The 12,941-nt window shown below is 31.6% G+C and carries 12 protein-coding genes and 1 other annotated feature; of the genes, 3 read left to right on the top strand and 9 right to left on the bottom strand.

Translation table 11 applies throughout. The annotated features are described in order from the left end of the window. Window positions 1–30: 30 nt before the first annotated feature. From JM172_RS18160 to JM172_RS18130, 7 genes are all read right to left on the bottom strand, one after another. Entirely contained in the window at window positions 31–1,236 is a 1,206-nt protein-coding gene (locus JM172_RS18160; RefSeq protein ID WP_214483797.1) for an ATP-grasp domain-containing protein, read from the bottom strand. 154 nt (window positions 1,237–1,390) lie between these two features. Further along, window positions 1,391–2,605 carry an ATP-grasp domain-containing protein gene (locus JM172_RS18155; protein WP_214483796.1) on the bottom strand — a complete coding sequence of 405 codons (1,215 nt, stop codon included), beginning with the start codon at window positions 2,603–2,605 and terminating at the stop codon, window positions 1,391–1,393. A 117-nt stretch (window positions 2,606–2,722) separates the two neighbouring features. Then, window positions 2,723–3,862, bottom strand: a complete 1,140-nt coding sequence (gene moeB, locus JM172_RS18150) for a HesA/MoeB/ThiF family protein (protein WP_214483795.1) — start codon at window positions 3,860–3,862, stop codon at window positions 2,723–2,725. A 75-nt stretch (window positions 3,863–3,937) separates the two neighbouring features. Continuing rightward, window positions 3,938–4,336, bottom strand: a complete 399-nt coding sequence (locus JM172_RS18145) for a glutamate-rich protein 5 (RefSeq protein ID WP_214483794.1) — start codon at window positions 4,334–4,336, stop codon at window positions 3,938–3,940. 15 nt (window positions 4,337–4,351) lie between these two features. After that, a complete protein-coding gene (locus JM172_RS18140; RefSeq protein ID WP_214483793.1) occupies window positions 4,352–5,059 on the bottom strand; it encodes a TfuA-like protein in 708 nt (235 codons plus the stop codon). Further along, window positions 5,022–6,305, bottom strand: a complete 1,284-nt coding sequence (locus tag JM172_RS18135; RefSeq protein ID WP_214483792.1) for a YcaO-like family protein — start codon at window positions 6,303–6,305, stop codon at window positions 5,022–5,024. Before JM172_RS18135 ends, JM172_RS18140 begins: the two co-directional genes overlap by 38 nt. 6 nt (window positions 6,306–6,311) lie before the next feature. Continuing rightward, window positions 6,312–6,581, bottom strand: coding sequence for a MoaD/ThiS family protein (locus tag JM172_RS18130; RefSeq protein WP_214483791.1), 270 nt, complete (start codon window positions 6,579–6,581; stop codon window positions 6,312–6,314). Between the two features lie 818 nt (window positions 6,582–7,399). Between JM172_RS18130 and JM172_RS18125 the strand changes: the two genes are divergently transcribed. After that, on the top strand, window positions 7,400–8,701 hold the full coding sequence (locus JM172_RS18125; RefSeq protein ID WP_214483790.1) for a helix-turn-helix transcriptional regulator: 1,302 nt from the start codon (window positions 7,400–7,402) through the stop codon (window positions 8,699–8,701). 178 nt (window positions 8,702–8,879) lie between these two features. On the opposite strand, the gene JM172_RS18120 is transcribed toward JM172_RS18125, so the two are convergent. Further along, window positions 8,880–10,142 carry an MDR family MFS transporter gene (locus JM172_RS18120; RefSeq protein WP_214483789.1) on the bottom strand — a complete coding sequence of 421 codons (1,263 nt, stop codon included), beginning with the start codon at window positions 10,140–10,142 and terminating at the stop codon, window positions 8,880–8,882. A 46-nt stretch (window positions 10,143–10,188) separates the two neighbouring features. Further along, window positions 10,189–10,414: a binding site (T-box leader), on the bottom strand. Window positions 10,415–10,880: 466 nt separating this feature from the next. After that, a complete protein-coding gene (locus JM172_RS18115; protein WP_214483788.1) occupies window positions 10,881–11,042 on the bottom strand; it encodes a hypothetical protein in 162 nt (53 codons plus the stop codon). A gap of 155 nt (window positions 11,043–11,197) precedes the next feature. On the opposite strand from JM172_RS18115, the gene JM172_RS18110 reads away from it, so the two are divergent. Next, window positions 11,198–12,082, top strand: coding sequence for a helix-turn-helix domain-containing protein (locus JM172_RS18110; protein WP_214483787.1), 885 nt, complete (start codon window positions 11,198–11,200; stop codon window positions 12,080–12,082). A gap of 257 nt (window positions 12,083–12,339) precedes the next feature. After that, window positions 12,340–12,702 carry a hypothetical protein gene (locus JM172_RS18105; protein ID WP_214483786.1) on the top strand — a complete coding sequence of 121 codons (363 nt, stop codon included), beginning with the start codon at window positions 12,340–12,342 and terminating at the stop codon, window positions 12,700–12,702. Window positions 12,703–12,941 lie beyond the last annotated feature (239 nt).

Below are 12,941 nucleotides of genomic sequence, written 5' to 3'. Positions count from 1 at the left end.
TAAATTCTATATGTATCATAAAGACATTAACTAGATATACTGCCAATTGGTTTCCCAAATACAATTATCTTCTACCCATTTTGTTATAAGATCCATTCGTGCCACAACTTCTTCTTCTGTTTTACCTTCTACAACTGAAACTGCAATCTTATCAGCACTATTATTAATAGAGTCGTTAATCATACCTATTTCTGCTCTTATTTGGTAATTGACAACCCAATGAAATGGAACTTCTTTAGGAATAGATAATAACTTCCCTTTACGAGGTGGAATTTGCACGAAGCCAAAAATCTTATCGTTTCTCACTAGATTAAGCTCACTAACTAGTCCACACTGTCCTTGAACCCACGCATGATTTAAATTCACACCAAATTTGAATTGTGCTAGTTCATTCATACATCCCCCCCCTGTACGACTCGCTATTTCACAAAGTACTAAGCGGTTATCAGAAGTATGGAATACTTCTGCATGAAACGGAGTTACTTTTGGCATGGGCATACTTGTTATTAGTTCTTGAATGAATTGTTGAAGACGGTTGTATAATGGATTTGACTCAGCAAGCTGTACATTTGAGGCCTGCTTTCCATCATGAAAGGAGAGACAATCATTTACATATCTCCCAGGCCAACTAAATAGAACTTCTCCATCTTGATATAATCCATCTACAGTGTACATGTCGCCTTGAATATACTCTTCAATTTCAAATCCCTGGAATTTTCCATTTTCCAAAAAGATGTTTAGCTCGTTTTGATCTTTGAGAATATAGGTATTTATTGAGCCAGAACCATCAATCGGCTTGATCACAATAGGAAACCCATAATCACTGAGAAAATCATAAATATCAAAAGGTGTCTTAATTCTCCGAAAATTCGGGACTTCAACTACTGCTTGTGCATATTCTTTCATAATAATTTTATCTCGAAATGCAGAGGCACTTCGTATACCTTGTCCCTGAACCCCTAATTTTTCTCTTAACCTTGCAGTGCGATTAATATCGTATTCTGATGTAACCACTATACTAGAAAAGTTATAGGACTTACTTAATTCAATAGCCCGAAATTCAACTTGAGCATTATTATCAAAGTTGTTAAATCCCTCGACATATGCATACCCTTTATCGTAGGTATCTATTTGTTCATTTGCAGTTAAAAGAATTAGTTCTTCTTGGGAATCTTTTAATAGTTCAGAAAACGGTATCTTTTCATTAGAAAATCGATTAATTAGCAAGATAGCCATTATATGCGCGAAAATATCTCTCGCTTCCCCCCTTATATTAAAAGCTTCTACTTCAAGGTGTTTTCTTTTCCTAATACTATTTATTTGTTAAACAATTCGATCATGTTTTTATATTGTTAACTAGTCATTTATACAAATGGTGATAAGCTTTATTTCAAAATTGTCCATCAACAAACTTCTTAACATTTTCCTTTACAGAATGAATCTCTGAATAGTTCTCACCTTTAAATATTATCCTTCCTGATCTATCAAAAGATGAGCTGTATACACTAGCTTTTTCTTTTTCTGCGATTTTCCAGTCTACTATGTTATTTGAATATACATTTTGAAATTCCTCAAACCCACTCTCATCGTTTATGTTATCGATAAATTGAATAGAAGAATATTCTATCAAATCATTAGGGATGGAGACTTCATTTCCTGCTAATATGTCAATTAAAGCAAGATATGGATTGAAGCCATATGATATGTCTATCAAGTTAAAAATATAATCACCTGCAGGTCTCCCAGCACATTCTATTACCCTCGGACCATTCTCATTTATAATCCATTCTATATGCATAACACCATTTTCAAAACCGAGTGTTGATACTAATTTGTTTATATTAAATAGTAATTCTTCCTTACTCTTATCTGGTTGTGAAGATGGAACAATATGCCCCAGTTCAACAGAGTACCTTCCACTTGATACAAGTTTATCTGTGTAATTAACGAATAGAATTTCCCCATTTTGCACAAATACTTCTGTACTTATTTCCTCTCCAAATATACATTCCTCAATTATGTAATTAGTAGACATTTCCCGGTTTGCACGATGAATTCCCTCATCTGTTGATAATACTTCTTCCCAAGAACTCTCTATTTCTGAATTGTTAGTTATTTTAACAACACCTAAGCTCCCTTGTTTATTAGATGGCTTTAATACTATAGGTGCTCCACTAAACAACTTTCTAATCTCTTCAGAATTTTTTACTTTTTTGTACCAAGGTTGTGGAATTCCATGTTTTTCACAGTGATTTCTGAATAATAATTTGTCATTAAGAATTTCTTCTTTCTTTATACCTGAATTCTTAAGACCAATCTCACGAGCTAACCTTGTTGCAGCTGGTGTTCCATATTCTAATCCTGGAACTACAGCTTTAAATTCAACATTATTCTTAGTCATATATTCTTTTACAACATCGATATAGTTATTACATTGTTGGTACTCAGCTAATATGATCTCATCCAAATGTTCAAACTTCTTTTCTCCAAGATTTTTTCCGTTATATAAATCTGGTTCTTCAAGAACTGTTATTTTGATATTCACATTTTCCTTAGATAACAAATTAAAAAAATTAATGTTAAATCCTATCATTAATATATTCATTTATCCCCTACGTCCTTTTCATCAATTAGTGTTTAAGTTTGTGTGGTATTTATATTTGGTTTTGTCATACTGTTATTAAGTGCTCTTATTGGGGCAAGTTTTCACTTTCTAGGTAAGTTAAGAGCGTGTTACTAACGGTAAGCTATATCTCTCCCAATTAATAATTCCACCCTTAAGTGACCATATATTTTTGATACCTTTATCATTAAATTCTTTTTGAATATGTTTGCTTATCTTCCCAAATTGACATACAATTACAACATTATATAAGCTGTTCATTTCTTGTATTGTCTTCTTTAAATTGTTTTCTTCAATTAATATGGATCCTTCAATATGACCATCATTAAACAGTTCTTTATCCCGAATGTCTATTATTTTAAAAGAATCATCTTTTTTCAATACGTTTAATTCATGAGGATTAATTTCATAGTCTACATTTTTTACTTTTTTATTATCAACAGTACATTCTTCTACATAAGTGATATGATCTTCTTGGTTGTTACTACATATAGGACAATTGGGGTTTGGTTTTCGTTGTAGAGTTTGAAAGTCACCAGATAATGCATCATAAAATATTAGACGGCTTTCATAGCTTTGACCAATATTTAAAAGAACCTTAATAGTTTCCATTGCTTGAATGGATCCCATTACTCCAACAAGTGGTCCAAATACCCCCGAGTTACTACAAGATGGAGCATTATCTCCTGCCGGTGGGGTTGGATAGAGACACCTATAACAGCCTTTTTTAGGCATATATACTGCTACTTGCCCCTCAGACATAACTACACTTGCATCAACTAAAGGCTTATTCAGCTTGCTACATGTATCGTTCACAAGATACCTAGTAGAAAAATTATCCGATCCGTTGATTACAACATCATAATTTTTAATAATAGAGTTTGCATTTTCTGAAGTTAAATATTCATTGTATGGCTTCAAATTAATATTTGGATTAATTTGTTTTAACCTTTCAGCTGCAGTTATCGCTTTAGATTTTTCTATATCATACGTAGTAAAGATGATTTGTCTTTGTAAATTTGATAGGTCAATGTTATCTCCGTCAATTATACCAATTGAGCCTACACCTGCTCCTGCTAAATAAAGTGCAACAGGTGACCCTAATCCCCCTGCACCTATTAACAAAACAGAACTATTAAGGAGCCTATCTTGCCCTTTAACGCCTACTTCTTTAAGAAGTAATTGACGAGAATAACGGTCTACTTCTTCATCTGTTAATATAGGTCTCTTTATCGTCAAATTACTCATCCTTCTTTTCTTATATTATAATTAATTAAAATCAAGAGTAGCTTAAGCTACTCTTGATAGAATTAATTATCCCACTCGTGGCATATCGATTTCCGTCGCCATGCGCGGCATATCGATTTCCGTTGCCATGCGCGGCATATCGATTTCCGTTGCCATGCGCGGCATATCGATTTCCGTTGCCATGCGCGGCATATCGATTTCCGTTGCCATGCGCGGCATATCGATTTCCGTTGCCATGCGCGGCATATCGATTTCCGTTGCCATGCGCGGCATATCGATTTCCGTCGCCATGCGTGGCATATCAATTTCCGTTGCCATGCGCGGCATATCGATTTCTGTTGCCATGCGTGGCATATCAATTTCTGTTGCAGTACGCGGCATATCAATTTCTGTTGCTGTGCGCATTTCTGAGATTGATATATTTGCTACTGCGTTTTTGAAATCATTTATTGAATATTTCTTCATGATGTTCACCTCCTTTCAAGTGTTAACATTTTCTCTTTTCTCTTCATTTACAATTTCATAAGCTTTTTCTATAGCTTTAATTGCATCTAATCTTTTAATCCTATAATCGAAATTTTCAATCATGTTGAGCAAGCTATTGTATTTTTCTATAGATAGACAGTCTGAAGCAAATTGATAGAACATAGCTAACGTTCGTTCAGTAAAATAAAGCTGTTGGATCTTATGAAACAATTCTTCTGAATCTTTTACATTTAATAAGCCTATTTCTTTTGCCTTTTCTATAATTATTCTAAAATGAACAAGAGGTTCAGACATTGCAGATCCGGTAATTGGATCCATAGACATAGCTACTTCATCATCTGCTATGATTATTTCATCTCGATACATTTCAAAGACCCTTCCGACTCCTATCATCCCAAAACTTCTTAATTCAGTTGCACGAATTGCTCCTAAACTAGATGCACCTATCACCTTGATACCTTGTTTTAATAAATTTAAAATTTCCCTTGGAGAAACTGTTAAAGTATTTAGAAATGCTCCATCTATAAGAACAATTATCTTTGGTCTAATAGAATCGGATGGAAAAACGAAATCTCCACGTTTCGCAGGTGGTAAAATAGTTATATTAGGTGCTATAACTTTGGCCTCTTCCATAGATAGGGAAGGTCCTGTATATACCCAAATATCATTTATTAAGTTCGAGTACTTGTCTTCCTCGTTCACCTAGAACACATCCTTTAATATCAAAGTGATTAAGAACCCAATTTTCTAACTGTGGTATTAAGACCCTAACTACAGGAATACCTATATCACCTTTAGTTAGATCAGCCATAAACACTCTCTGTACTCCAACATCCCATAGTCTGTCTAAAATACAACGGATATCTTCTTCAACAGTTTTATTTTTATAAGAGATGCATTCATTAAATGATTTTACATTCCCTCGATCTGAAGTCATAAAAGATAAATCACTTGGTTTTTGACTCGGTGCTTGTTCAGACATATCTTCCCTAGTACCTTGGAAATCAGTCAATCTAGATTGCGCTGCTTCTGTAATTGCTCTTTCTAAAGCTATTGTGGAATCTGGATGAGTACCCACTCCACCGTGGCAATAATAGTTACCTTCCCAATTCTCTTCTACAAGAGCAGCTGAAAAGGTAGGAATACCTATATTTGAAGTTATATCTCTGATGATCAACCTTACCCCTTCACTCTCTATTTTCTTTGAAATTTCGAGTAGATGTTCTGGGATAGAATTTATATCTAAGATATCGAAACCAGTTGGATCACTTGCAACTAAGGGACTTCCTTCTATAATGCTTGAAAGATTTGGTTTAATCCTTGCTTTTAAAACAGCTAACGTATGGGCATCTCGTTCAATTAATTCATTTAAAGCATGACAAATAGCCTCTTCAATAACATTACCGCTTCCAAGTCCGTTTGTACTTTCAATCCAGATGCCTTTACCGTTTCCTTCCCATGGGATACCAACTAAATTTCCTGGCACATAAATTCTTTCTCCCGAAAAAATTTCAATAGAAGGTACCCAATCAAATTGTTCAATATGTAAGTTTTTTTCCAAATCTATATAACTAGCAACAGAATAGGGATCTAATAGGTGCTTATCTTTTGAAAGCTCATCAAAAGTTCCTGTGATAATTGGTAATTCAACGTTTTCAGCACAGAATCTTTCGATAGTCTCCATCATTGCTCCTACTTTAGCAGCTTCCATCGTAGTACCCTTTCCATTATTTACAGAAATAGCACAACGATCGTCAGGTACAGTCGCGGAAAATACAGGTACGCCTAACCGGTCCAACCCTGTCAAATCTGCAATTCTGGTAATACCAACTTTAGGTACGATATCTTTGATTTTTTCTAGTGTTTCATTAGGTGACATGACCCTATGAGTACCAAAGTTATTGTATTTTCTAGTGTCACCAAATAATATTCCCTTTATATCAGCCATAGTGGATCAACCCCCTGCTACACTTCCAATAAATAGAACTTCATCATTCGGTTCTATCCTAATATTTTGAAATTCACCTTCTACTTTAGAGCCATTTAAGTACACACCAACAAATGCTTTTATGTTATCGTTACCATCAGTGATTTTATTGTACAGTTTAAGATTTTTAACTTTTAATTCAGTCATCACGTTCTGTAAGTTTCCTTCTGATACTTCCCATACTATAGAGGATGACTGTCCAGCAAGAGCTCCTGAAAATTTCACTTTAACATTCATATATATCATCCTTACTTAACTTGATAGATAATCAAATGTTACTTATAGTAACTTTAAATTGATAAGATGTTTTCACCGCATTCTCTCTTTGAAAAGTTTATGTCCAATAACATTTTCTATAATTACTCTCAAAGAATTTTATCTATACAAAGGAACTAAGCCTGTTCATTAAGCGTAAACTCTTTAAGCTTTAATAGACCATGGTAGGATTTCATCTTCTCCAAATGCTTTATTTTCAGTCATTGATGTTGTGAAAACAGATAATAAAATAATTAAGCAACATAAGAAAATTAACTTTTTCATATATTAATACCTCATTTTTTGTTATTATTAGTACTCAAATAGTTACTAATAAAAACATTTTTGCATAATATGTTGCTATTTGTCAATAGTAATTAGTAAATAGTGATATATTTTTCCTATTTAAGTCATTTAATAAAATCACAAATGTTAGTTAGTTTTATAAACCCTCCATGATTCAAGCATTAAGTAATAGTGGCATAATTGTAAGTTATTCGATTTACTTATATAATTACTCTGTTTAGAATAAAAAAGAAAATCATAAAAACACCAGGAACAAAAGGCCTGCTTTCAGTAAACAAAGATAATTTATTCTGCTAGGAATTGTTAGAATGTAAATATGTTTATAAAAAAGTATGTGTATTCAACAAAACTTCTTTATCTTCAACTCCTGGATAATGTTTTGTATATTTGATATAGGATATTAACGGACTGGTTATATAATTTTTCTGGCGGATTTTTCTAGATTTTTACATACGATGAAAGATAAAGAATTAAAGTCAAAGGAGTTTTCGATAATGGACAATCAAAGAATTGGACTAAAGATTAAAGAATTAAGAATATCAAATAATATGACACAAGAAGAGTTAGCAGATGGAATTATAACAAGAGGATTTCTTAGTAGATTAGAGAGAGGATTAGCCATCCCATCAATAGAAACACTAAGTCAAATTGCCCAAAAGCTAAATAGTAGTATTGCTGACTTAATGGATACTGTAGATAATGTAGGTTCAATACCTAACAATAAAATAGATCAGACGAATAACACCACCACTTTAGATTACATAGAATTAAAAATAGAGGAACGAGAATTCAAACATGCAAAAAAACTATTGGATAAATATGAGGAAAGTTATACTACTTCGTATAACCAAATAAATCACGGAAGGTACTTATACTTAAAAGCTTTCCTATTGTGGGAAGAAAGAAATATTAAGCTTGCTCAAAAATTTATAGATGAATCCATAGATATTTTGAAATTTGAAGATAGTGAACTTATCAAAGTATTTAATTTAAAAGGAATAATTTGTTTTCATTTAAACAAACATGAAGAAGCTTTAAATCTATTCATTAAATCATTAAGCTTATCATTTAAATATCCCTCAAATGTAAAGCATAAAATAAATACAAATTTAAATTTAGGTGTACTATATACTCATTTAAAAGAATATACAAGTGCAATATACTATCTAAATGAAGCTGAAAGATTAAATGTTTCATCAGATTTAATGTATAAAGCTTCAGATATTTTTTTAACCTTAGGGGTATGTTTTAAAAGGATTAAAAGGCACAAAAAGTCTGAATTTTTTTATCAAAAAGCTTTAAGTATTTCTAATATAAAAGCTGATTTGAATATAAAAGCTGCTGCTTTAACCAATTTATCTGTCTTAATGAGAGAATTAGAAGACTTAGATTTAGCCCTTACTTATATCAAAGAAGCAATTAGCATCTACAAGAGCGTTGGAAAAGAACAATTAGAAATTTCGGCCTATATAAACTATTTAAAAACTCTAATACTCGTGAACAATTTTGAAGAAATTGAAAAGGTATTCATATATTTGGAAGAAAAATTAAATGTTTTCACAAAACAACAATTAGCCACTTTTTATCATATTAAATTCAATTTTATATTAATAAATAGCAAGAATGAAGAATCGGAAAAAATGAATTATTTCGATAAGTCTTTGCAGTTATACAAAGATCTTAATCTAATAGAAGAACAAATCTCTTTATATAAAGATGCTATTGAGTACTATATTAACAATGATTCGGCAAAAGCTTTACATCTATATAAAAGTCTTTCTATTTTACTCAAATAGAAGTTGTAATTCTAAATTTTGTTAAGTCGTTTATGTAAGTTACTAAGGATAAAATATATAATGTCGATGAAGGAAGTCTAAATATTGAAGATCCCTGAACTACCCCCACTATAACAAGACCGAGAGGTCTTGTTATAGTGGGGGTTTTCTGACCATATATTGATAAAATATGAGTTCTCTAAGTAAATGATTTTACTTTCGCATATTTATCTACCTTATCAAGTGCTAATCGTGTAAATATTATACCGATGAAGGAGAATAATACAATTAAAATTGCCATATTAATTCCTCCTACAGCTTCACCAACAATAATTCCTAGCGCTCCAAATAATTTTCCAATTTGAAATACAAAACCATTAAAGGCCATATAAGCCCCTCTACGACTGTCATCGACAATATCAGCTAGAAGAGACTGTCTGGTAGGAACATACAAGAGCTCCCCTATTGATAAAACAACGACTGCAACGAATAGCCCAATTATGTGGTTAGAAAAAGCAAGAACGGCATAACCAAGACCAAATAACAAAAAGCCAAAATACATAATTGGTTGTTCAGATTTATTTTTGATCCACTTTGATACAAAACTAGTAAGTAAGACAATAATTAGTGTGTTTTCAATTACTAGTAAACTTAAAAGCTTTACTCCGTCTAATGAAAATTGTATATTTCCGAATAATGTGATTGCTTTAGGTATAATTTCCTCTTCCAGTCTGATTGAAATAAAGTTGTTCCTTTGAAATTCAATTGAAAAAATTGCAATGCCACCTAGTGTAAATAGTACAAATGGTATATCTCGTATTACAGTTTTATAACTTTGAATAATAGGTTTTAGCCCGTATAATTTAATATTTTCAAAAGGTTTCTTTTTTGATGAGTATGTTTCTTTTATTAGTACAGTTGTCATCCACAGTGTTATCAAAGATATAATAAAAAGAGTGATTAATAGTTCAAAAAAATAGTTTTTAAACAGGAGACCTCCGATCATTAATCCTAACATTATCGATAAATTCACAGCCCAGTAGTTAACAGAATACATGAATGCTCTAGTTTTTTTTGTACTAACATCTATAAGCATTGCATCTGCTGCTGGGTTTACAACACCTGAAGAAATCCCCATAATCACTAACATTAGAAATGTGATCCATGGTGATGTAATCCAAGGAGAGTTCGCAATAATCATTCCAAGGAATGCAAATACCTTCATCCATTCTCCGATAACCATCATTTTTTTTCTACCGATTGTATCAGCAAAATACCCACCGTAAAGACTTGAGATAAATTGGATGATAATTTGAATCATTAATAAAATCCCTGCATAGGTAGCATTTAACTTTAAAGTAAAATAAATTGCCATAAATGGGAAAATCATCGCACCTATAACTCTACTTAAGAAAGAAGTATAAATTCTAATACGAATATTTGAGTGTAGTTCTTTAAACAAATCCGTGTCTCCTCCTTTGAAAATATAAAAACGCACTAATCCCTCAATAAGGGACGAGTGCGTTATACCCGTGGTTCCACCCAAATTCCCATAAGATAAAAAGATATCTTATGGCTCTGGTGCTATAACGTAGCATAGACGATATTGGATACTTGGATTCCCCAATACAGCTCAAAGGTGGTAAGATACTTTCCTGCGTTAGGAAGATTTCAGAATTTCTTCCCTCTCTGGAAACCGTAAAAAGTAACTCATGTCCTTATCAGCGCTTTTTGAATTTAAAATTATTTTTCATACTACAATAAATTTTCATAAATAGCAACATTTGTTTTTGCTTCTAACATTAGCCTTTCACTATCAATCAATTAAATTCACCAATAGCACCAATACCCTCTTCTTCCCATTTTACGTACCTAACAATGCCCAATTATATACTTGAGAATATCAATCTTGGGAAGTTAATATTTAGATGTTTTTCAAACATATTCAAAGCTAAAAGACCTCTGGAACCTTTAGATACGAATTACTCTAATTCTAATTTAAGGTTCAGAAGGTTGTGATCTGCTTCTTCAGCTGCTTGTAGATCTTATGATACATAGCTATCTTCCTTTAATTCTGATTTATCAATAGTTTTGACAACATCTGATTTAGTGTAGTAAATCGGTTTTCCCCTTTATTAGGGATGGGAGAGTTAATCTGTTGGTATTATGTATTGAATAATTAAATTGAATCCAAAAAGTATTATATGTTATTCAAATTTTGATCAATCAGTATAGAATAAGGTGGTTTTTCGCCAGTTGTACCACCTCCGCAACAAGGATCGTCACTAGCAACAGAAATTCCATTGTTCGAAATTAATATAAGCCCTAACACAGTCAATTTAAAAATATTTTTCATCTTCATTCACCTCTTATATTTATTATTAACATTTTAAACCATATTTTAATATTATGATTTTTCGCTCACTTGCTGTATAGTTTATATACATACATATATCTTTCATATTCTCTATGAATCACCTTTTTATATTAATATATTTATATTGCGAGGAGATTTTGTTGGCAGCTAAAAAAAAGATAATCGGTCTAAGGATTAAAGAGCAGAGAGAAATATTAAATATGACACAAAAACAACTTTGTGAAGGGATATGTTCTCAAGCTCACTTAAGCCGCATTGAACATGGCTCAACCTACCCCACTACATATATAGTTGAGAAAATAGCTAATAGAATAAATGTGGATATTAATCGTTTACTGGGAGATGTTACTTTATATCAGAACCATTACATTGAACAGTTCAATATTGAGGTTCAAAAATCCTTAGCTAAAAGTGATTATGAGGATGTAGCTCTAATTATTAAAAGAGAAGAAAACAACCCTATATTTTTCTCAGGAGAAAATCTTCGAGTTTTTCTACGTTATAAAGCAATTATAATGTATTTTTACTATAAAAATCCTGATGAATCATTGAATATAATAAACAAAGTTCTACTAATAGATCAACCAGAAAACTCTTATAATTATCTAGATATCGAAATCAAAAGTTTAAAGGCAAATATTATTTTCAATCAAGGGGATATTAAGCAATCTATTAATATATATGAAGATATAATGGAATCAATAAAAAATATGGAGAAAATCAATTACGGAAAATTGTATAACCGAATTACATATAATTACTCAAGAATACTATTTGCATTTAAGGACTATAACAAATCACTAACTATCTGCTTAAAAGGTATATCTTATTCAAAAAATATCTTCAGTATGTATTACTTAGATCATCTTTATCATTTAAAAGCTGAAATTCATTGGAAATTGAATGAAAAAAATCTGTGCAAAAGATCATTAAAACTAGCTTATTCATTTGCTGAAGTATTGGATAATGAACAAATCTTATCCAAGGTGAAAAAATCATTAGATAATTTTTTTAATAATAATTAAACTTTATAGAACGTAAATGAAATGAATTTGAAAGAACTTGAGAAAAAATTAGAAGCGTAAAACTAGAACGGTTATGAAAAAAAGTACGATGTCATAATACTCTGCTTTAGTAATTTTAAATTTAAAAACCTCGTTTTCTCAAAGGTTATTGCTTTAATGAATTTTCTGATAGTATCATCATATATACCGATATTTAGACAAATATTAAATTGAAACTAATAAGGATATTAAACGTCTAATATAAAAAAGAGGGAAATATGAGGAAATTAGTTTTTTATTTAGCCATTACAGTTTTCACAGCACTATTGTTAGAGGGCTGTTCTGATAATCAAAATGCGAAAAATCAAAGCGAAATAGATGGTTATATTGAAGCAAGAGAATCCGCTTGGAATTTCGTTAAAGAAAAAGGCTGGTATGATACGGCAAAAGATAATTGGCAGAGTGCCGGAGTAACAAAAGTCGTTGTTAATAATAACTATGAGTTATTAGATAAAACTTATGAGGGAAAAGAAGTGTTATCTGTTTCCTTTGAAGATAAAGAGAATAGCATAGTTGGTGCACCTTTAATATTAATCGAACCGTATACAAATAAGGTGATTGGTTATATGCCAAGTGAATAGGGAATGGAATAGATCTCTTAATGGAGGTCTTTTCTTATGCACTTATCAACATCTCCAGAGTTAAATAATTCAATGTTTGACACACTGAAATGAGTATTTGTTCTACTCGTTTTATTTCTCCTGTATTTCATTAAGATTTTTTAATCACATTTTTTGACCAAGACACCAATAACAAAATACATTTTAATACTCGCTGCACTTTGTCTAACATCTTTCCCTCTGTTTTTGTCATTTCATAT

Origin of the sequence: Bacillus sp. SM2101, assembly GCF_018588585.1 — a bacterium.
Taxonomy (GTDB): Bacteria; Bacillota; Bacilli; order Bacillales; family SM2101; genus Nanhaiella; species Nanhaiella sioensis.
Note: the sequence above shows the minus strand (reverse complement) of the source record. Positions and strands in the feature narration are given on the sequence as shown.

Bases quoted from the DNA above. Each gene is read 5' to 3' on its own strand.
- JM172_RS18105 (WP_214483786.1), top strand. From the start codon at position 12,340: ATGAGGAAATTAGTTTTTTATTTAGCCATTACAGTTTTCACAGCACTA.
- JM172_RS18155 (WP_214483796.1), bottom strand. From the start codon at position 2,605: ATGAATATATTAATGATAGGATTTAACATTAATTTTTTTAATTTGTTA.
- JM172_RS18145 (WP_214483794.1), bottom strand. From the start codon at position 4,336: ATGAAGAAATATTCAATAAATGATTTCAAAAACGCAGTAGCAAATATA.
- JM172_RS18135 (WP_214483792.1), bottom strand. From the start codon at position 6,305: ATGGCTGATATAAAGGGAATATTATTTGGTGACACTAGAAAATACAAT.
- JM172_RS18130 (WP_214483791.1), bottom strand. From the start codon at position 6,581: ATGAATGTTAAAGTGAAATTTTCAGGAGCTCTTGCTGGACAGTCATCC.
- JM172_RS18125 (WP_214483790.1), top strand. From the start codon at position 7,400: ATGGACAATCAAAGAATTGGACTAAAGATTAAAGAATTAAGAATATCA.
- JM172_RS18160 (WP_214483797.1), bottom strand. From the start codon at position 1,236: ATGGCTATCTTGCTAATTAATCGATTTTCTAATGAAAAGATACCGTTT.
- JM172_RS18115 (WP_214483788.1), bottom strand. From the start codon at position 11,042: ATGAAGATGAAAAATATTTTTAAATTGACTGTGTTAGGGCTTATATTA.